Raw genomic sequence first — 20,780 nt, 5'->3', positions numbered from 1 at the left:
GGAAAAGAGAGATATATAAAGGTTTTGGAGTTTATGAAAGTTCTGGATTTAAAAAATACAATCCTCAATATAAAACAGGAATTCTCTGATTACTTTAAAGAAAGAGACGCTGAAATCAACGGTTCTCTGCTGGCACTGCTCTCTGGAGAACACGTTCTTTTGCTGGGCCCTCCGGGAACTGCAAAAACCCTGCTTGCAAACAAAATCTGCGAAACTATCGAAGGAGGAAACTTTTTCCATTACCTCCTTACCCGGTTTTCCACTCCGGAAGAAATATTTGGACCACTTTCTCTAAAGGCGCTTGAGAAGGACGAATTCAGCCGGAGGGTAGAAGGCTACCTGCCGACTGCACATATCGCCCTTCTTGACGAAATATTCAAGGCGAACAGCTCTATATTAAACAGCCTCCTGACAGTTCTTAACGAGAGAAAATACCATAATGGCAAGGAGGTCATGGATGTTCCTCTCTTTTCCGTTTTTGGGGCTTCCAACGAACTGCCCGAAGAAGACGAAAGCCTTGAAGCGCTTTATGACAGGTTCCTTTTCAGGTATAGCGTGGATTATATTCAGCATGAAGAAAACCTTGAAGCCCTTATTTTCGAAAATACCGAGGATTTCATGTCTTCAATAAAACTCCCGGTTGAAGATATAAAGGAAATCCAGAAGAAAGCAAGGGATATGCGTGTAGACCCTGAAGTTCGAGCAATTATTAAAGAGCTGAGAAGAGAGCTTAAGAACTCCAATATCTTCGTTTCAGACAGGCGCTGGAAGAAGATTATAAACGTCCTCAGAGTCGCTTCAGCCGTAAACGGGCACACCAGCGTAAACAGGATGACTGTGGTCCTGCTCCAGCACATGCTCTGGGACCTCCCTGAGCAAAAGGAAACTGTAAGGAAACTTATTCTGGAAAGGATTGTCTCAGGAGGTACTGATACCGGAAAGCTCAAACAAAACGTGCTTGACCTGAGAAATTCTGTTTACAGTTGCCTGCAACAGGAACTTCCGGACCCTCTGTCCTGCAACAAGTGCTTTGAACAGGAGAAAAAGGTAACCGGAGGCATGAAGAGTTCCAGGTTTACAGGAGTGAAAGCTCCGAAGAGTCTCACATTTAATAATGCCCTTGATTTTTTAAAACACCACACCGAGTTCCCTACCCACACCTACAGTTTCGGGCTTGAATACGGCAACAATATTAACAGTTCACTGGGCTTTGAAGCAGTTGTAGAGCAGTTCCGCCGGAAGTACGGGTTTGAGTTCAAACTCAGCCTGGACTACGGAGACAAGAGGCTCTACGAAAAAGAGTACGAAAACCTTGAAGAAAGACTGAACTACTTCAGAAAGCAAGTGCAGGAAGAAGAAAAAGTCCTTGAGGATACGCTCAGGGAAAATATCTGGGTTTCCGGACAGGACAGCAAAGAGATCCTGATGAAATACCGTTCCAAAAACACTGATATTTACGAAATTGCAAACCATCTGAAAGAAATCCGGGCTCTGCTCGAAAAACCGAAGATATTTGATGTGGAACTCAAAAAAGCAGAAGTTTCCTGAATTGGAAAGTTCCTGAAAGTCCGAAAAAGAAAGGAAACAAAAAATATGCAGAACCCGAAAAGTTCGAAAAAAGGTTTCGAAGACCTGTCCGGATCAGGCAGGGAATTATATTTTGATCAGGTGTTTAATCCCTTTACTATATTAAATACCGAACTGCGGGAATTTCTGGCAACTCCCCGAAAAGTGCCTCACAGGCTCAGAGAAGAGATTGCCAAGGTCCTTATTTATGAACTCCTCTCAGGAAAAAGCTACGAGATAAAAGACGAAAAACGCTTTATGGAGAAATTTGGAGTTTTTTATCCGATTTTCCTCAGTATGAGAAACCAGCAGGTCTGGGAAGAAGTAAAAACCCTTGCAGGAGCAAACCGTATGGCAGGGATTTTTCTCTTGAAAAGTCTGCTGGAAGAAATTTTTACTCTTCTTGAAGATTACGAAAAAATAGAACAGACCCTGTTCAAAAAATCCCAGAAAGGGCTGGAAAAGAGTCTGAAAGCCCTGAAAGAATTGATCAGTGAAACTCAAGCCATATGGGAAAGGAACAGGCTGGAAAGGTCTGAAAGCCCGAAATACTCTGACTGGCAGAGAAATGTGAACGAATGGCAGGACAGAAAAAAGGCAGAAGATGATAACCAGAGAGCAGGAAATAATAGCCAGGGAAATTTCCATAAAAATGATGAAGATCGGATAGAGAGCAAACAGAGCCAGGAGCCTGAAAACACTGCAGCGTTGGAAAGACTTGCCTCAATGACCCTGGAATTCATGTTCAGCGAAAAAGCTGGAGAAGCAGTTGACTCTGTAATAGGAGAAAGGATAGCTGCAAAGCTTGAGGAGCTTATCCCTGTCCTCGAAGACCACCTGGAAATGCTTGAGATCCTCTCCATGCTCTTTCCAGGAAGAATGTGGGACTACTCTTTACAGGCCCTTCACAGGGAATACTTCGAAAACCTTGAAAAATATGCAGCAATTCTCAGGAAGAGTTCCGACCTGCATGAGATTCTCGAACAGGTTGGCAGAATTGAGCTTGAGTACGGCTCAAAGAAACTGCAGTTGTCGCCGCACAGCAAAAGTGAAGTGCACTCAATTACTTTTTCAGGGGAGATCCAGACCCTGCTTCCGGTAGAAGCCGTAAAACTCAAACACCCCATCCTGAAGCTCAAGTTCTATGCTGACATGATCGAAGAAAAACTCCTTACATACCAGCTCAGAGGGAAAAACTGGAACTCAAACTCTGCAGGAAAAAAGAGAAAAGGATCTGTGGTCGCCCTGGTTGATACCTCTGGCTCCATGCGTGGAGCCCCTGAAATTTTTGCAAAAGCCGTGGTACTGGCAATTACAAGGAGGATGTTAAGAGAAAACAGGGATGTCAAAGTAATTCTTTTTTCATCGAAATGGCAGACAGTTGAGATCAAACTTACAGATAAAAAACGCATGGGTAAAGAGTTTCTGGACTTTCTCAAATATACTTTCGGGGGCGGAACAGACTTCAATACGGCTCTTCGTGCAGGGCTCAAAGCAATAAAAGAAGAAAAAGCCTATCAGGGAGCAGACCTCCTTTTCCTTACCGACGGTGCTTCCGAACTCTCAGAAATACCTCTTATCCGGGAATGGAATGAAATAAAAGCCGAAAGAAAAGCCCGCATATTTTCCCTGATAATAGGAAACTATGATGCAGGAGGGCTGGACCAGGTCTCAGACCATACCTATATTATCCCTGATGCCGGAAACTGGCAGGCTGAAGAAAGCCCCGCAAGGTTTATAAAAGCAATCAGCAGACCTGTGAGGGGGGTTTAACTGGTCATAGAAATAGAAATAGTGAATTTCATACAGATTGGAATTCTCGAGAACTCAGGTTTCATATAAAAACAGGATCAAAGATTTACAATTAACGTCTGCGTTTAAAACGCCTGCTCATCTCTTCTATGAAATCTTCAAGATCTTTCTTACCTGGCGTTTGGTGTTTGTAAATACTTGACAGAACAACAAATGCCGCCTTTTTACCTTTATTGGAATTCTTAAGCAGACCAATTTCGATCACTGTAATTATCACTTCAGAGATCATCTTGCGGTCCCGGGGACTTAAATTACTCCACTTATCATTAAGTTTTTTCGAAGAGCCCTTTACTGACTCCTTACTGTCGGAAGCTATTGTTGAGGCTTTTGAAGAGACGGTTTTTGAGATTTTTATTACCCGGTCCCTCCCACAGGAGGCAGTTTTCGAAACCGTCCTGAAAGCTCTTCCCGGAATATCTTTCAGCCACTCTTTTTCGTAATCATAAGAGCTCCCCCTGGGGTCTCTTGAAAATCTGCCTTCGGAATTTCTGCTTTCCAGGATTTTGCGAATTTCTTCAAAGATTTCAGTGATTTCCTCTTTAGATCTTGTTCCAAGGTATTCTCTGAGATTTTCTATCAGTTCGGGATCCGGTTCGGCAGAATAATCTCCATCAAATGTAGGACCTTCGCTAACCTCAACAAAGTCGGCGTCAATTACAGGACAGGACCACATGAGAGAGTCGTGTAAAGAATCCTTCCCAGACCCACGATTTTTCCTGAGCCTGCTGCCGGAATTTGAAAATTTCCTGAATATGTCCTGTTTATTTTTGAGCAAGAAAATCACATCCATGCCTGTTATGAAGCAAGAATTACTCGATTTTTACCGAAAATGTTCATCGCCTGAAGTGATTTCAGTATCATTTTTACCACATACATAGTTCGTAATTACATAAACAGATTTCATTCCGGGGTTTAATATCTTTTTCTGTTTACATTGCGGCGAAATCCCGAGTTATCGTACAAGAATATTGTAAACCCGGAAATATCATACTGAAACGCTTGTAGTAATGAAACATCATATAAACATCATATAAATATCGTACTGGAAAGGAGAACAAAATAATAAAAAAGCATAAAAACGGTTTTTACTTTAATAAGCCCACAAAAAAGGTTATAAATGAAAAAAAGCACTTAAATTCCTTTTTTTTCAAAAAGAACTGCAGATTGATTCGTAGATTAGATAATTTTTTTATAAGTCTCATGCTTTAGTTAATATCAGGCGAGGTGAAAAGCATGAGTATACAGAATGTAAAGACATTGAAAATAGTCATATGCGGGCTCCTTCTCGTATCCATTCTCTCAAATGCCTGTGCAGGGGCAGGGGCAGGAAAGACGACTGCGCCTGCAGAAATTGAAGTGATGAAGATGAAAGTGGCAACTAGCTCTGGTGCTGCATCCGGAATTTATGCTGGAGATTATTATCCCGGGTATCCCGAGTTTGAAAAAATCAGTGTAGATCCGGCTTATCAGTACCTTAAACTGAAGCCAGGAGACAGTAAAAACTTTACTGTGACTGTTGGAAACAAAGACAATAAAACCATTGCATTGTACCCCGGACCTGTTATCATCCCTTACTGAAAACTTCATAAATGAAAGCTGGGTCAGCATAAGCCCCTCCGCAAAGGACCTGGCCCCGGAAGAAAAAGAGGAGTTTGAGGTGGAGGTAAACGTACCCGGAGATGCAGAACCTGGGAACTATGCCATACTCATCGCCTTTACGGAAGATGTGCCTGAAGGAGATGTAGCAGGCTATTATTCGAAATTTCCGGGCACAATGCAGCTTAACCTGCAGGTATGGGTCCCGCCCACAGTCCAGATCCTTACACCTTACATCAACAACCTTGTAAAAGCAGGAAATACCTATACTTATGAGATAAAACTCCGGAACACGGGCAGTACAGATATTGCAATATCCCCTGAGCTTACAGAGGGAGGAGACATCATATATTACGATAGCATCTCTCCTTACGGAGGAGTAACATATGCCTTCGGAAATGATGCGATAAATGTCGAAGCCCCGGAAAAGGTAAAAGCAGGCCAAACATCCATTGTAAAGCTGACACTTAAAGTTCCAACAGATGCAAAAGGCAGCTACACAGGAAGCCTTGACCTTAACATAGATGATCCCGGGATCAGAGAATACGAAGGGAAAGTTTCCCTTAATTTCCGAATTCTCCCGATCCTCGAAAAGCCTTATGAAGCCACCTTTAAAGCCGGGACTAACGGCACCATCAACATAGAGGTAAGCGCCTATCGGTACGGATACGGCCTGTACACCGCAGGAGGAAAACGGGACCTTGCTTCTTCTTTTGAGGTGAGCCTGAAAGACCCCTCTGGAAACGAGGTAACACCCACTCTCGTAAGCACGAAATACAGCGGCTCGGTAAACATAATAGATGACACATATCAACAACCGTATCTTTCATATGTATCCGCCAGAATCGCAGGCGGCATGGAAACTTCCAACCATGGAAGCTATCGGGGTGGAACCACAACGTTTGTAGAGACCTATACAGTTCCGGGAGCTACAGGCGAATGGACGCTTTCAATCCTTCCCAAAAACACTGAAAACTTTGATTACACAATTACAATCAGGGACGCTAAAGAATAAACAACCCCCTTTCCATCCTTTTTTTGGTTTATTTTTCTATAAAAGGCTCCATTTTTTCAGATTCAGTCCCGATTCAGTCCCGATTCAGTCCCGATCCATTTCCGATCCATTTCCGATTCAGTCCCGATCCATTTCCGATCCATTTCCCTCTTCATCAGATATTCAGGATGATGGAGGAGCCTGGAATCTGTTGATCGACCCCTGGGAATACAGATCCGAAGAATCAGGCATATTAAAGGAGCCTTTTAATTTTCTCGACCTGGATTTCAATCATTTTCCTGTCCACATCACCCTTACCCCTGCTAAAACAGTATGGGGGGATACATAATTCTGGACATTCATATCCCAGAACCTTAAAGGACAGATTTTTGAAAGCTGAAACGGTCAATGGTTATTATAATAGATAACATATAATATTGAATGATATATAATTAACTTGGGTATAATTCCCATTGAATGATATATAATTAACTTGGGTATAATTCCCAAGGAAAATCAGGAAAAATCAAAAAAACCTGTCTTTAAAACTTACCTTTTATCCTGCAAGTGCTTGAAAACGAGGAAGGGCTGGAAAAGAGCCCCTGAATATATAATTGAAATAGAATGCCGAGAACCGGGAATCAGGTGGGGGAAAGAGCGATAAACTTCTGGTCTCCAAAAAAAGGAAGATAACAAGCCCGAAGGAATAAAATAGTCTCAGGGACAAAAGAGAGGAAGTTTCATAAGATAAAGAGTTAATGGAAGAACATTAGCCACGATTATCTTTAATCCATACTTATCTTTACTTTATATTTTTGCTGGAGGTAAAAAATACAATGAGAGAAGGCCTGGACCCCTTTGGGGTAAGAGATAGCATCGAAACAATTGCCGGAAAAGCTACAATTTACAGACTGAGCAAACTGGAAGAAAAGGGCTTTGAAGGGATTTCCCTGCTCCCCTACTCTATAAGGATCCTGCTGGAATCCCTGCTCCGGCATGCGGATACTGAAAAGCACCTGATAGCTACAGAGGACGTGGAAGCCCTTGCCCGCTGGAGTCCTGAAAATATAAGCAAGAGGGATATCCCGTTTATTCCTTCAAGGGTAATCATGCAGGACTTCACGGGTGTGCCCGCAGTAGTTGACCTGGCAGCCCTCCGCTCGGCAATGGAGCGCCTTGGAGGAGACCCTGCCAAAATCAATCCTGTAATTCCTGCTGACATGGTCATTGACCACTCGGTTCAGGTGGATTCCTATGGAACCTCATATGCCCTTGAAGAAAATGAGAAAAAGGAGTTTGAACGCAACCGGGAGCGTTATACCGTCCTCCGCTGGGCACAGAATGCCTTTGATAATTTCAGGGTCGTACCCCCTGGAAGAGGGATCATCCACCAGGTGAATCTTGAGTACCTGACCCCACTCGTGCACCTGAAAGAGAAGGAAGGTGAGTTATTTGCATTCCCTGACACCCTTGTCGGAACTGACTCCCATACCACAATGATAAACGGGATAGGAGTCCTTGGCTGGGGAGTAGGCGGCATAGAAGCCGAAGCCGTAATGCTCGGACAGCCTTACTATATTCCCGTTCCTGAGGTTGTGGGCTTCAAACTCTATGGAAAACTGGGACCTGGGGTTACAGCCACGGATCTAGTTCTTACGATCACCAAAATATTAAGAAAGCACGGTGTAGTCGGCAAGTTTGTCGAGTTCTACGGACCCGGCATGAATTCCTTAAGCCTCCCGGACAGGGCAACGATTTCAAACATGGCTCCCGAATACGGGGCAACGCTCGGGATTTTCCCGCCTGACATGGAGACCTTAAACTACCTGAAGAGGACAGGCAGAAGTGATGAGCAGGTTGACCTTGTAAAAAAGTACCTGGAAGCCCAGGACCTTCTTTACTCAATCCACAAACCCGAACCTCTTTTCAGCAGCGCTCTCGAACTTGATATGGGGACTGTAAAGCCCTGTATCGCAGGACCAAAACGTCCGCAAGACCAGCTCTTCCTGAACGAAGTTTCGGAAAATTTCCGTGAAACAATGAGGCAGACCTTTATAAGAAAGAAGGAGGGAGGTGCTGAGCTGACCAGAGACCCTGCCTATCTGCGCTGGCTGGGAGAAGGAGGAGCCCCGGTAGAAGAAGCCGAAGCATTGGGCATGGAAGAGGCAGAAAAGGTTGAGCCCCATGAGAGAGATTTCAGGGTCACACACGGTTCCGTAGTAATCGCTTCTATCACTTCCTGTACCAATACTTCCAACCCGTCGGTTCTCATAGGAGCCGGGCTGGTCGCAAAAAAAGCTGTTGAAAAGGGTCTGAGGGTTAAACCTTTTGTGAAAACAAGCCTGTCTCCGGGCTCAAGGGTGGCCACCGAGTATCTTGGAGCCGCAGGTCTTCTGCCCTATCTGGAGGCGCTGGGTTTCCACCAGGTAGGATACGGATGTACGACCTGTATAGGGAACAGCGGACCTCTACCCGAACATGTTGCAAAGGAAATTGAAGAAAAAGACCTTACAGTTGCAGCCGTACTCAGCGGGAACAGGAACTTCGAAGGCAGGATCAACCCCCATGTAAAAGCAAACTACCTTGCCTCTCCTCCGCTTGTTGTTGCATATGCAATCGCGGGCACAATAAACATAAACTTTGAAACCGACCCCCTTGCTTATGACCCGAACGGACTCCCTGTTTATCTAAAGGATATCTGGCCCCGAAACGAAGAGATAAGGGAAGCTGAAAAGAACAGCGTTAAGCCTTCAATGTTCAAAAAAGAATACTCCGGGGTTCTGGAAGGAGCAAAACTCTGGAAAGACCTGGATGTGCCTGAAGGTACCCTCTATGACTGGAGCCCGACATCCACCTACATTCAGGAGCCGCCGTATTTTGTGGATTTCCCGCTTACTTTGCCTCTGCCGGGAGATATACAAAACGCCAGGGTTCTTGCTTTTTTCGGAGATAGCATCACTACAGACCACATCTCCCCTGCAGGAAATATCCCGGCAGACAGCCCTGCAGGCAGATATCTGATATCCTGGGGTGTGGACCAGAAAGATTTCAATTCCTACGGCTCGCGCCGGGGCAACCATGAAGTAATGATGCGTGGAACTTTCGCGAACATCCGGCTCAGGAACAGGCTTGTAGCCAGGGAAGGAGGCTGGACTGTCTACCACCTAAAAGGAGAAGACTTCCCGCCCGAGGCATGTGAGGGGATCCCTATCTACGATGCATCTTTGCTCTATGCGGAAAACAATACCCCCTTGATTGTTCTCGCAGGAAAAGAGTACGGAACAGGTAGTTCCCGCGACTGGGCAGCAAAAGGAACATTCCTCCTTGGAGTAAAGGCTGTTATTGCCGAGTCCTTCGAACGCATACACAGAAGCAACCTTGTGGGTATGGGAGTTCTTCCTCTGCAATTTAGGGAGGGGGAAAATGCAGATACCCTTGGCCTCACGGGAAAAGAAAGCTACGATATCCTCGGCATTGAGAAAATGGAACCTCACGGAGAGCTTACCGTAAGAGCAAAGGACGATAACGGGAGAAAAAAAGAGTTTAAGGTCGCATTGAGGCTGGACTCGGCTGTGGAGATAGAGTACTACAGGAATGGAGGAATTTTGCATAAGTTCCTCAGGGATTCGGTGAAGAAAAAATAATGGTCACTTATGCCAGAATAGCATGAAAAGATTAGTTAGGAGGTTCCACAAGCCTTAATAAGGCTTCTTATTTTTTCAGGAACCTTTCTTTTATCCGTATTGTATACAGGGGTATTTTAGCTCAAAAAGGTATTTTGAAGAGGGATACTTTATTTGAAGAGGGGTACTTTACGAAAAATATTATACCCCGTTCTTAAAATAGATAAGGAGATTAAGGGGGCAGGATTTTTAACATAAGAAAATATATTTAAAAAGATTTAAAGTTACAATTTCAACAAATTTAATATACTTATTCGATGATAATACAATTGCATTGTCACCCTATTTTTGGACCCAAAAGATCCTTCGTGTTAAATCTTTCACGTATAATCAGAGGATTCCCCAATTTCAAAGTTTTTTGAAAATCCTCTACGCATAACTGTGAGGTAGAAAATGAGTAAAAATATATGTTTCATAGACGGGCTGGAGGGCGTTCTGAAATACAGGGAAGTCGATATCCACGAACTAGTCGAACTTCCTTATGATGCAGTTTCCTATCTGCTAATCCGGGGAGAGCTCCCCGGAGAACAGGAACTTGCCAAGTACTCAGCCCGCCTGCATGCGGAGCGTGAAATCAACAGGGAGGTAATGGACATTATCCGCATGTGCAATTTCAATATCGATGCTATGGAAGCGCTGCGCACAGTCATTTCTTTCATATCCCAATTCGATCCGGACCTGAATGACAGTTCCCCGGAAGGAAATATAAGAAAAGCCATAAGGTTAATTGCCATAATCCCAACCATTGTTGCTGCTTATTATAGAGTGTCAAATGGAAAGGAACCTGTGCCCCCTGATCCCTCCATATCTCACGGAGCCAATTTCCTGTACATGATAAAAGGAAGCAAGCCAGAACCACTGGAAGCTGAAGTCATGGAAAAAGACTTTATTCTCAGTGCCGAGCATGAGCTGAATGCCTCCACCTTCTCATCCAGAGTTACAGCTTCAACCATGTCCGACCTCTATTCTGCAGTTGTTTCAGGACTCTGCACGCTTAAAGGCCCCCTTCATGGAGGGGCAAGGGCAGAAGTTATGAATATGCTTGAAGAAGTTGCCAGCCCTGAAAATGCTGAGAAATTTGTCCTTGAGAAAATCAAACAGAGAGAAAAAATAATGGGATTCGGGCACAGAGTGTACAAGACATATGACCCCAGGGGCACAATATTCAAGCAGCTCTCAAAGAAACTGGCTGAATCTAAAGGGGATATGTGCTGGTACGCGACAGCCGAGGCAATCGAAAATGTTGTTGTCCGCGAGCTTGTGGAAAAAAGAGGAAAGCCGATTTATCCGAATGTTGATTTCTATTCCGGGGTCATCTACAAATATATGGAAATTCCTCCGCAGCTTGCGACCTCGATCTTTGCAATCGGGAGAGTCTCGGGCTGGATAGCCCATTGTTTCGACCAGTATGAGAAGAAAAAGATCATAAGACCCAGAGCCTTCATGCTCGATGAATGTTAAAATTTCAGAAAAAAACTGTTTATGCCTGAAATAGGGCATGAAACTATTAAGCCCTGGTATCAGAGAATCTTTTTATCATCTGACCGCTTTTTGATATCCAGATACCCATGAGTTATAGAGATTTTATAGACCGGTTAAAAGAAAACGGAAAACTGGTAGAAGTTCCGCAGCCCGTTTCCCCGAGATTCGAGGCTTCAAGGATTGCAAAAAAAACAAAAGCTCCGGTTCTTTTCCGCGACATTTCAGGTTCAAAGGTTATTATGAACCTGCTCGGGTCCAGGGACGAGCTTGCTTCCATGCTAGGGGTTCTTAAAGAAGAAATAATAAGGAAGCTTGCGGAAGTTTCTCCGGAAGGCGAAGTCCGGATAGTTTCAGAATCTCCTACCCTTGAAGTCATAGAAAACGAGGTTGACCTCACAAAACTTCCAATCCTTACCCATTTTGAAAAAGACGGAGCTCCCTATATAACTGCAGGGATTGTGGTTTCCGAATACGGAGGCACCATTAATGCTTCAATCCACCGCCTTATGCTTGTGGGAAAAGACAAACTCGCAGCCCGCCTTGTCCCCCCGAGACATACCTACCTCCTGCACAAAAAAGCCATCGAAAAAGGTGAACCTCTGCCTGTTGCAATTGTTATCGGCTGCGACCCTACGATTATTTACGCAACCTCTACAAGGGTTCCTGTCGGAAAGGAATTTGAATACGCGGCCGCCCTGCGGGGTGCTCCGGTAGAACTCTTTGAGTGCTCAAATGGGATAAAAGTACCACACTCCGAGATCGTGCTCGAGGGGTATGTTGACCCTGTGAAAAAAGTTGATGAAGGTCCATTTGTGGACATTACCGGAACATACGATGTGGTAAGGAAAGAACCTGTAATCCACATCACCCGCGTGATCCACAGAAAAGACCCGATTTATCACGGAATTCTGCCTGCTGGTCCCGAACATCTCCTGATGATGGGAGTGCCTTACGAGCCAAGGATATACAGAGCTGTAGGGGAAGTTACGACCGTCAAAAACGTGGTCTTGACAGAAGGAGGATGCTGTTACCTTCATGCAATCGTACAGATCGAAAAGCAGACTGAAGGAGACGGGAAAAACGCCATAATGGCAGCCTTTGCAGCCCATACAAGCCTGAAACATGTAGTGGTCGTGGATGAGGACATAAATATCTTTGACCCTGATGATGTCGAATTTGCAATTGCTACAAGGGTAAAAGGGGATATGGATATTATGATTATTCCTAATGTCCGCGGAAGTTCCCTTGATCCCAGAGGGGCTCCTGACGGGACGACTACAAAAGTAGGAATCGATGCTACAAAAGTCCTTATTGAAAAAGAGAACTTCGAAAGGGCAGTCATTCCTGAAGAATGACTGATATTAAATGACTGATATTAAATGACTGATATTAAGCTTTTAAAAATATGAGATTTTTAAAGGGCAGATAATTTTTAAGTGGCTGCAATCCGAGGTATAGAATACCCTAACCTTGCTTTAATATTTTATACTTGCCTCAGTGTTCTGTACTTGATTTAATTGTTTGTACATGCCACAATCAGGCCTGACTCAAGATTTTGCATTATTTCTTTACTACCTGGCAATTAAAGAGTGAATTTTCATGTACCTTACAAAAGAAGAAGAACAAATTCTGAATGGAGAAGCCGGAGAGACTCTCAGGAAAGCGATTGAGATCCTTGTAGCTCTCGGGGACATCTATGGTGCGGAAGGGTTGATCCCCATCAGAAGTGCCCAGATTGCAGGCGTCTCTTATAAAACCATAGGCGATGCCGGACTTGACTGGATATCGGACCTTGAGGGACAGGTAAAGGTCCCTGCAATCCTAAACCCGGCTGGAATGGACCTGAAAGACTGGGAAAGGTTGAGAATTTCTCCTGAATTTGCAGAAAAGCAGAAAGAAATTATTCAGGCTTACAAAAAGCTTGGGATTCGCTGTGAATGTACCTGTACTCCTTATAACCTAGAAGGCTTTTCAGCGGGCTACGGCGACCACCTAGCATGGAGTGAATCCTCAGCCATTTCCTATGCAAACTCCGTAATAGGAGCCCGGACAAACAGGGAGGGAGGACCATCTGCCCTTTCGGCAGCGCTTCTGGGGAAAACTGCAAACTATGGGTTACATCTTGAGGAAAACCGCATTCCTGAAGTTTCGATCCGTGTGGAGTGCTCACTTAAAGAATCAGATTATGGAGCCCTTGGATATGTAGCAGGCAAAATCATAGGGAGCAGGATACCTATTTTTCACCTGAAGGATACTCCGGAGAAGGATGAGCTTAAAGCCCTTGGAGCTGCAATGGCGGCATCCGGAGCAGTGGCACTTTATCATGTGGAAAAAGTGACCCCTGAAACCTGCAGGCTGGGCTTTGAAGAACCTGAAGAAAAAATTATTATCGAGAGAAGCCAGCTTGATGAAGTTTATGAGAGCAGAAAAAGAGTTGGAAAAGAACCCGAGCTGATTACCATCGGTTGTCCCCACTGTTCTGCAGCTGAACTTAAAAAAGCGGCTGAGCTCCTGAAAGGAAAAACGGTTTCAAAAGAAACCTGGATCTTTACCTCGCGGGAACTTGCAAAACGCTACCCTGAATATATCCGGACCATTGAGGGAAGCGGGGCTAAGGTTGTCTGCGATACCTGTATGGTAGTTTCTCCGGCAACCAACAGCTACTCCTGCGTTATGGTGAATTCGGGAAAAGCCTTTGCCTACGTGCCGGGGATGTGCGGAGCTGAAAGTGTATACGGAAATATGGAAGCCTGCATAGAGGAAGCAACCGGAGGGAAAGGAAAAAAGGCAGGTGATTCCTATTAAACTCAAAGGTCGGACAATTTCCAGGGGATGTGCAGAAGGGGAAGTTTTGCTTTCCAGAGACCCCATATCGTTCCTTGGCAGTGTAGACCCTAAAACAGGAATTGTTGTCGAAGAAAAACACTCTCTTGCAGGAAAATCAATCAAAGGGAAAGTTCTTGTTTTTCCCCATGGAAAGGGCTCGACTGTTGGCTCCTATGTAATGTACCAGCTGAAGAAGAATGAAGCTGGACCGGTAGCAATTATCAATCTGGAAACCGAACCGATTGTAGCGGTAGGAGCAATTATATCTGAAATCCCTTTAGTTGACATGCTGGAAAAAAGCCCATATGAGTTTTTAAAGGATGGAGACATTGTCCTGGTAAACGGCAGCGAGGGATATATCAAATTTATTAAACCGAAAGGCAGTAAGGCAGAATAATGATGCAGATTAAACATTAATGATCCTGAATTAACTTTAAACCTGAATACCTTGCCGTTTAAGCTTAAAACGTGAAAATTGCATTAAATGTAAAAGCTAAAAAAACCTCAAGCTGCAAAGACGTGAAACTTAAAATGAAACAGGGAAAAGAAGACCAGAGAAAAAGCGATGGTAAATTAGATACTGAAGAGATGATTTCCCGTATATACCCTTTCATAATGAGGGTATTTGACGTATATGAAATCCAGAAGTCCAGAGAGATTCTTTATTTTTTCGGCACCCCTAAAACAGATGCCGAAAATGTAATGGGAGAACTCTGGGCTCCCCTCGAACAACGAGGGTTTGGAGGTACCCTGAAATACGAACTTGGAGAACACGTTCTTATTGTTGCACCTATAAAAAAGTCAAAGGAAAAAGTCTGGGTGAACCTTGCACTTTTCATAGCAACAGTGTTTACAACCATGATCTGCGGAGCCTGGTTGTTCGGAGTTGACCTCTGGAGTGATCCCCTTCAGATTTTTCAGGGTTTGCCCTTCACCTTTGCAATACTGGCTGTGCTCGGCTCTCATGAGATGGCTCATTATGCAATGGCAAGGCACCATGGGATGAAAACCTCCCTCCCTTACTTTATTCCGTTTCCAACTTTTATAGGCACTATGGGAGCGGTAATCCGTTACAGGGGACCTATCCCTGACCGAAAGGCTCTCTTTGATGTTGGAATTGCAGGGCCTCTGGTAGGGCTCCTGGTCTCAATTGCAGTTACTATAATCGGGCTAAATCTTGATGCACCTGCAGTAACCCCCTTACCCGATGCTCTGATGTTTGAGCTTGGCCTCCCCCCTCTTTTTGTGATGCTCCAGAAACTTGTTGGGGTTACGGGGAGCGACCTGCACCCTGTAGCTTTTGCAGGCTGGGTAGGGATGTTTGTAACCCTTCTGAATCTCCTTCCTGCAGGGCAGCTTGACGGCGGGCATGTGCTCAGAGCAATGCTCGGCAAAAAAGCGGATTGGGTATCTTCAATGATGCCCAAGGTCCTTTTCCTGATAGGTTTTTATGTGGTTTACTGGTTAAATGGAGACGGATTTATCTGGATATTCTGGGCGCTCTTCCTGTGGGCTTTTGCAGCGGCAGGGCATCCATCCCCTCTTCATGATAAAGTGAAACTGGATAGAAAACGTATCCTTATAGGAATACTTACCTTTATCCTTGGTCTTCTCTGCTTTACCCTTATTCCTTTTAGGCCAATAACCTGAAAAGAACTGGAAAACCTGAAGAGAACCAAAACCTGAAAAAAGCACTGAAAAAAGGAGAAAAAAATAATGGACGTGCATTTCCGGTATAGTAAAAAGAACTCTTACAGCTTTGCGGTTCTTTCACCTTTACTTCCAGAAGCCGGATTTACAGACAGTCCCCTTAATGGGATCATGATCTACAGTTTTACCACACGACAGGCAGCGAAAGTCTTCATGGAGGTTGAAAATGCAGGGACTGACTCAATCTTCATTGCAGGAGGACCGCATCCTTCCGGCTCTCCCGAAGAGACACTTGAATATTTTGATTACGTTGTGATTGGCGAAGGTGAAGAAACCCTCCCAGAACTTGTAAAGGTCCTGAAAGAAAAGGGAGAGCCGGGAGAGGTAAAGGGAATTGCTTACAAATCAGATACAGGCAGGATAATCATAACTCCTGAAAGGAAGCATGTAGACCTGGATGCATATCTCTGTTTTGACCCGAAAAAGCTTCGCTCCCCCATTGAAATCAGCCGTGGTTGCCCCTGGGGTTGTAAGTATTGCCAGACTCCCAGGCTTTTTGGAAGGGAGGTCAGGCACAGGAGCATTGATTGCATCCTGAAAAATGCACAGCACTATGATGACCTCCGTTTCATAGCTTCAAATGCTTTCGCTTACGGAAGCGATGGAATTCACCCGAGGTTCGACAAGGTGGAAAAACTGCTCTCTGCCCTGCACGAACTGCCCGATAAGAAGATCTTTTTCGGGACTTTCCCTTCTGAGGTCCGTCCTGAATTCGTGACCGAGGAATCTGCCGAACTGGTGAGAAAATACTGTGCAAATGACAGCCTTAGCATGGGCGTTCAATCCGGGAGTGACCGCATCCTTAAAGAGATAAGGAGAGGACATACGGTTGAGGACAGCATCTCAGCTATTGAGTGCTGCTTTGAACATGAGATAGTTCCCGCAGTTGATTTCATCTTCGGGCTCCCCACCGAAACCGAAGAGGATCAGGAAAAAAGCCTTGACCTTGTGCGCTGGATTTGCAGAAAAGGTGGGACTGTCCGAGCTCATTACCTGACCCCCCTGCCTGGAACTCCGTACGTATCAGCAGTCCCCTCGGAAGTAAGCGCCCATGTCAGGCGAGAACTTGGAAAACTTGCCCTTGGGGGAAAACTAACAGGTTACTGGGAAAAACACAGGAAAGTATAAAAGAAAACCTGAAAAAAAGGAGAAGAGGATTAAGGAAAGCCGACAGGTGCTACTCCATGCCGGCTTTAAAAACCCAATCCTGCGTTCTGGTTGAACCGTTTTTGAATTAAATCGCACGAAGGGACTTTTGTTTTAGACCCTGTTACTTTACTATATATAAACTCAGATGTCAATTCCGATTAACGGAATTGAATCTCCTGCCTGTATTTATATTTCAAGAACTCTTTATTTATGCAGTTTTGATGGCTCTTCTTAAAGGATGTTTGATGATCCTGTATTTAGGTCTTGTTTTGAAATGTGCTTATCGATCTTGTATTGTTGTTTCATTCATCTTAGCAGGTGATTTAGAACCTTCTGATACTTTTTTACGATTTAGGAGGCGTATGTTTTTCAAATCAGGAGGCATATGTTTTTCAAATCAGGAGGCATATGTTTTTCAAATCAGGAGGCATATGTTTTTCAAATAAGGAGGCATATGTTTTTCAAATAAGGAGGCATATGTTTTTCAAATCAGGAGGCATATGTTTTTCAAATCAGGAGGCATATGTTTTTCAAATCAGGAGGCATATGTTTTTCAAATAAGGAGGCGTATGTTTTTCAAATTAGGAGGCTCTCGTACTAACAAATTTATCTGCAGGAAGATAATTTTTTTAGTCTCATATGTAAGAAATGCTTCAATGTATTTATAATTTGTTGTTACTTATGTTAAAATAATACATAATAGATAATAATTAAGAAGATGGAACACATAAAATTAAAATTTGTAGAATAAAGAATTTACAGAATTAAAGAATTTACAAAATTAAAGAATATACAGAAGAGCAATTAAAAGAAGAGCAATTAAAAGAAAGGCAATTAAAAGAAGAGCAATTAAAAGAATAAAAGTATATACAAAAGCAAATCACCAATCACTTTAAATTTGAAAGTAAAATTCTATTAGAAACTCATAACCAGTTAATCTTTTTGGTTCCGTCTTCGATAAGAGGCAGTCAAATAAAGAATGGCAGATCAAGGCTCAATTTAACTTGAACCTCACCTGCATTTTTTTATCCTGTAGATTCACGTTATCACTACCCGGATATTTTACTTCGGGATGTGTTGAGAACCTGCATTCCAAAAAGATACTGTTGTGGCTAAAATTACTGTTCAGGCCTTTTCTGCCCTTAAGACCATTTCCAGACCTGCCTGCATTAATTCTTCTGCTCTTTCCTGCTTTTTTGCCTCGGCAAAGATCCGGAAAATAGGTTCCGTACCTGAAGGGCGTATAAGGACCCACCCATCGTCATACCAGATCTTGACCCCATCAATGGTATCTGTTATGAGTCCCATGCTTGAAGTCTCATCTCGGATTCTCCCCATAGTGCCCATTACATCACTGGAAGGCGTCTTGGTCTTTGCATTGAAGTATACAGGCACGCTTTTAGTTAACTCGGAAAACTTTTTCCCTCCAGCCAGAATCTCAAGGATTTTGGCGCATGCCATTGCTCCATCCCGGCAGTACTGGTGTTTAGGGAAAATAAGGCCTCCATTGCCCTCTCCTCCGAAAACGGCACCTACTTCCATCATTTTTCGGGCGACATTGATTGAACCGACAGCTGTCCAGTGAAGTTCAACCCCTTCTTCCTTTGCAACATCAGCCATGCGCTGGGAAGAACTAACAGGAGTGACTATAGGCCCTTTTTCACTCTCAAGCATATATTTCGCCATCATGGCAAGCAGAACTTCTTCATTTACAAATACCCCGTTTTCATCCATGAAGACTATTCTGTCCGCATCCCCATCATGCGCCGCCCCGAAGGCTGCACCTGTCTTTTTAACAAGGTCCGAAAGCTCAGTCAGGACTTCAGGCGTGGGTTCGGGATTTCTCCATGGAAAAGTCCCGTCAGGCTGAGCCCCAAGAGTCAGTACCTCACAGCCAAGTTCCCTGAGCAGGAAAGGAAGGGTAAGGGAACCTGCCCCGCAGCCCGTATCCACCACTACCTTAAATTTCCGGCTGCGTATTGTTTCGGCATCTACTGCCCGGATTATATTTTTGATATAATAATCATTAACTGCCGGATCTGCCCTGAAATTTCCAGTTTTTTCCCAGGAGACCGTTGAAAATTTGCCTGAAAAATAAATTTTTTCAATTTCCCTTTCCCCATCTCTCGGGAACTCTGAACCATCTCCTGCAATCAACTTGATCCCATTATATTCCCTGGGGTTGTGAGATGCCGTAATAACGATTCCGGCATCTGCATAGTCGCGCACATAGTATTGAATAGAGGGCGTAGGGCCAATCCCTACATCAATCACACTCAAACCTGTTGCAAGAGCTCCGGCAATTGCGGCAGATTTCAACATCTGGCCCGAAATCCTGGTATCACAGCCAATTGCAACCGTACCTTTTGAGCCCATGTATGTTCCAAGGCTTTTGGCTAAATTGACTGCCATTTCAGGGTTTACATATTCATTGGCAATACCACGCACACCATTAGTTCCGAATAATTCCATTTAAGATCTCCATCTCATTATTTACGTCAAAATTATACCATTATAAGGAAATTAGGTTCTAATTAGATTTATTTATTGTAACCAGAACCCTGATAGGAAAACAAAGTTTCGGTACACACATATCCCCTTACATAACTATTGTGAGGCACCTGACCATAGGGCTGGAAAATACATATATCTTATTAGCTGAAAACTCGTTATTAATGGACATTGCAAAGATCGAAATGATAAGAGAAGCTATAAAAGCCAGAGAAAGTGCAGTCATTGCATTTTCAGGGGGAGTGGACAGTTCAACTCTTGCAGCACTTGCATTTGAGGAACTTGGGGAAAAAGCCCTTGCCGTAACTATAGATTCTCCTCTGTTTCCCAGGCAGCAGCTTGAAACCGCTGCCCAGACAGCCTGTGAAATAGGAATTCAGCACAAAATCCTCCCATTCTCCCTGACCAGTGTGCCCTATTTTTCTGCAAATACGATTAACAGGTGCTATTTCTGCAAAAAAGCCCTTCTTGAAACCCTGGTAGAGTTCGCAGAGAAAACCGGATATAATGTCGTACTTGAAGGAACGAATGCTTCTGAAATAAAGGGGGAAAACCGTCCAGGATACAGAGCAATTGAGGAAGCAGGAGAGAAGATATTTTCCCCGTTTGTGGAATTTAACATTACAAAGGAAGAGATCAGGGAGATTGCCTCAAATCGTTCCCTTTCAGCAGCCAGCAGGCCGCCTGCAGCCTGCCTTGCAACCCGTATTGCTTACGGACAGCCTATTACCACCGAAGTCCTTGAGAAAATAGAAAAAGCCGAAGATTATTTATTATCACTGGGTTTTACGCAGTTCAGAGTCAGAATGCATTCCAACCTTGCCAGGATAGAGGTCACCGACGAGGAGTTTGAGGATGCATTCCGCAAAAAAGAAAAAATATCCAGGCATCTTAAAGCTCTTGGTTTTGACTATGTAACCCTCGACCTTGAGGGCTTCCGTTCAGGAAGTATGGATGAACCTCACATGCGGAAAAAAGCTGAAGAAATATGACAGAAATTTTAATCCGAAAAGCCGAAAAAAAAGACCTTTCTGCAATCCAGAGGCTTCTATCCACTTATTTTCTGGATATGGAAGAACTTGAACCCGAAGACTTTGTGCTAGCTGAAAAAGAAGGTAAAGTGATCGGATGTGCTGCCCTTATAAGGGACACTTCAAACGAGAAGACTTTTCTGGAGCTTCACTCCATTGCCATACATCCAAATCTTCGAGGAAAAGGAATCGGAACCAGGCTTATGGAGTACCTTACAAACACTATTGATTTCCCGGGAACTCCTGGAGCCCCTGCCTGTGAATTATATGTGCGGACGACTGCTCCGGGTTTTTTTGAAAAACTTGGTTTTATAACACTGCAGGATTCTGAAAAATTACTTCTCTGGGAAGACTGCAGAAAGTGCGAGCATTTTGAGAAGTGTGCACAGCACGCCATGAGGTATTTTTGAATTTCCTGAA

The 20,780-nt window shown here is 44.0% G+C and carries 15 protein-coding genes; 13 read left to right on the top strand and 2 right to left on the bottom strand.

Features of this window, described 5'->3' with window-relative positions:
* Positions 1–33 precede the first annotated feature (33 nt).
* Together MSWHS_RS00960 and MSWHS_RS00955 are read left to right on the top strand one after the other, a co-directional pair.
* Positions 34–1,548, top strand: coding sequence for an AAA family ATPase (locus tag MSWHS_RS00960; RefSeq protein ID WP_048125281.1), 1,515 nt, complete (start codon positions 34–36; stop codon positions 1,546–1,548).
* Between the two features lie 45 nt (positions 1,549–1,593).
* Positions 1,594–3,339 (top strand): VWA domain-containing protein, encoded by a 1,746-nt coding sequence (locus tag MSWHS_RS00955; RefSeq protein ID WP_048125279.1) that lies wholly within the window; start codon positions 1,594–1,596, stop codon positions 3,337–3,339.
* A 91-nt stretch (positions 3,340–3,430) separates the two neighbouring features.
* Here MSWHS_RS00955 and MSWHS_RS00950 read toward each other — a convergent pair whose 3' ends face one another.
* Positions 3,431–4,162 carry a hypothetical protein gene (locus MSWHS_RS00950; RefSeq protein ID WP_231585527.1) on the bottom strand — a complete coding sequence of 244 codons (732 nt, stop codon included), beginning with the start codon at positions 4,160–4,162 and terminating at the stop codon, positions 3,431–3,433.
* Positions 4,163–4,611: 449 nt separating this feature from the next.
* On the opposite strand from MSWHS_RS00950, the gene MSWHS_RS00945 reads away from it, so the two are divergent.
* The 9 genes from MSWHS_RS00945 (at position 4,612) to MSWHS_RS00905 (ending at position 16,797) form a co-directional block, all read left to right on the top strand.
* Positions 4,612–4,956, top strand: a complete 345-nt coding sequence (locus tag MSWHS_RS00945) for a hypothetical protein (RefSeq protein ID WP_048158650.1) — start codon at positions 4,612–4,614, stop codon at positions 4,954–4,956.
* Positions 4,895–5,989 (top strand): hypothetical protein, encoded by a 1,095-nt coding sequence (locus tag MSWHS_RS00940; RefSeq protein WP_197074000.1) that lies wholly within the window; start codon positions 4,895–4,897, stop codon positions 5,987–5,989. The genes MSWHS_RS00945 and MSWHS_RS00940 overlap by 62 nt, the downstream gene beginning before the upstream one ends.
* An 815-nt stretch (positions 5,990–6,804) precedes the next feature.
* A complete protein-coding gene (gene acnA, locus MSWHS_RS00935) occupies positions 6,805–9,612 on the top strand; it encodes an aconitate hydratase AcnA (RefSeq protein WP_048125273.1) in 2,808 nt (935 codons plus the stop codon).
* A 432-nt stretch (positions 9,613–10,044) separates the two neighbouring features.
* A complete protein-coding gene (locus MSWHS_RS00930) occupies positions 10,045–11,112 on the top strand; it encodes a citrate/2-methylcitrate synthase (protein WP_048125272.1) in 1,068 nt (355 codons plus the stop codon).
* 107 nt (positions 11,113–11,219) lie between these two features.
* Positions 11,220–12,488 carry a UbiD family decarboxylase gene (locus MSWHS_RS00925; RefSeq protein WP_048125271.1) on the top strand — a complete coding sequence of 423 codons (1,269 nt, stop codon included), beginning with the start codon at positions 11,220–11,222 and terminating at the stop codon, positions 12,486–12,488.
* A 244-nt stretch (positions 12,489–12,732) separates the two neighbouring features.
* Positions 12,733–13,938 carry an aconitase X gene (locus MSWHS_RS00920; RefSeq protein WP_048158648.1) on the top strand — a complete coding sequence of 402 codons (1,206 nt, stop codon included), beginning with the start codon at positions 12,733–12,735 and terminating at the stop codon, positions 13,936–13,938.
* Entirely contained in the window at positions 13,925–14,356 is a 432-nt protein-coding gene (locus MSWHS_RS00915) for a DUF126 domain-containing protein (protein WP_048125266.1), read from the top strand. Before MSWHS_RS00920 ends, MSWHS_RS00915 begins: the two co-directional genes overlap by 14 nt.
* Before the next feature lie 134 nt (positions 14,357–14,490).
* The gene (locus MSWHS_RS00910; RefSeq protein WP_048159519.1) at positions 14,491–15,609 is read left to right on the top strand and encodes a site-2 protease family protein; all 1,119 of its coding nucleotides are present in this window, start codon (positions 14,491–14,493) and stop codon (positions 15,607–15,609) included.
* A 66-nt stretch (positions 15,610–15,675) separates the two neighbouring features.
* Complete coding sequence (locus MSWHS_RS00905) at positions 15,676–16,797, top strand: TIGR04013 family B12-binding domain/radical SAM domain-containing protein (protein ID WP_048158647.1); 1,122 nt, start codon at positions 15,676–15,678, stop codon at positions 16,795–16,797.
* Positions 16,798–17,943: 1,146 nt separating this feature from the next.
* Here the strand turns inward: MSWHS_RS00905 and glmM are convergent.
* A complete protein-coding gene (gene glmM, locus MSWHS_RS00900) occupies positions 17,944–19,290 on the bottom strand; it encodes a phosphoglucosamine mutase (RefSeq protein WP_048125261.1) in 1,347 nt (448 codons plus the stop codon).
* 203 nt (positions 19,291–19,493) lie between these two features.
* On the opposite strand from glmM, the gene larE reads away from it, so the two are divergent.
* Together larE and MSWHS_RS00890 are read left to right on the top strand one after the other, a co-directional pair.
* Entirely contained in the window at positions 19,494–20,321 is an 828-nt protein-coding gene (gene larE / locus MSWHS_RS00895) for an ATP-dependent sacrificial sulfur transferase LarE (protein WP_048125259.1), read from the top strand.
* Complete coding sequence (locus MSWHS_RS00890) at positions 20,318–20,770, top strand: GNAT family N-acetyltransferase (RefSeq protein WP_048158646.1); 453 nt, start codon at positions 20,318–20,320, stop codon at positions 20,768–20,770. Before larE ends, MSWHS_RS00890 begins: the two co-directional genes overlap by 4 nt.
* The last annotated feature ends 10 nt before the right edge of the window (positions 20,771–20,780 follow it).

Source organism: Methanosarcina sp. WWM596 (assembly GCF_000969965.1).
In the GTDB taxonomy this organism is placed as follows: Archaea; Halobacteriota; Methanosarcinia; order Methanosarcinales; family Methanosarcinaceae; genus Methanosarcina.
This window is presented reverse-complemented; position numbering and strand designations above follow the sequence as displayed.

Excerpts from the sequence above, each read along its gene's own strand:
- MSWHS_RS00945 (WP_048158650.1), top strand. The coding sequence starts at position 4,612 with ATGAGTATACAGAATGTAAAGACATTGAAAATAGTCATATGCGGGCTC.
- MSWHS_RS00930 (WP_048125272.1), top strand. The coding sequence starts at position 10,045 with ATGAGTAAAAATATATGTTTCATAGACGGGCTGGAGGGCGTTCTGAAA.
- MSWHS_RS00920 (WP_048158648.1), top strand. The coding sequence starts at position 12,733 with ATGTACCTTACAAAAGAAGAAGAACAAATTCTGAATGGAGAAGCCGGA.
- glmM (WP_048125261.1), bottom strand. The coding sequence starts at position 19,290 with ATGGAATTATTCGGAACTAATGGTGTGCGTGGTATTGCCAATGAATAT.
- MSWHS_RS00955 (WP_048125279.1), top strand. The coding sequence starts at position 1,594 with ATGCAGAACCCGAAAAGTTCGAAAAAAGGTTTCGAAGACCTGTCCGGA.
- MSWHS_RS00905 (WP_048158647.1), top strand. The coding sequence starts at position 15,676 with ATGGACGTGCATTTCCGGTATAGTAAAAAGAACTCTTACAGCTTTGCG.
- acnA (WP_048125273.1), top strand. The coding sequence starts at position 6,805 with ATGAGAGAAGGCCTGGACCCCTTTGGGGTAAGAGATAGCATCGAAACA.
- MSWHS_RS00910 (WP_048159519.1), top strand. The coding sequence starts at position 14,491 with ATGAAACAGGGAAAAGAAGACCAGAGAAAAAGCGATGGTAAATTAGAT.
- MSWHS_RS00925 (WP_048125271.1), top strand. The coding sequence starts at position 11,220 with ATGAGTTATAGAGATTTTATAGACCGGTTAAAAGAAAACGGAAAACTG.
- MSWHS_RS00890 (WP_048158646.1), top strand. The coding sequence starts at position 20,318 with ATGACAGAAATTTTAATCCGAAAAGCCGAAAAAAAAGACCTTTCTGCA.
- larE (WP_048125259.1), top strand. The coding sequence starts at position 19,494 with ATGGACATTGCAAAGATCGAAATGATAAGAGAAGCTATAAAAGCCAGA.
- MSWHS_RS00960 (WP_048125281.1), top strand. The coding sequence starts at position 34 with ATGAAAGTTCTGGATTTAAAAAATACAATCCTCAATATAAAACAGGAA.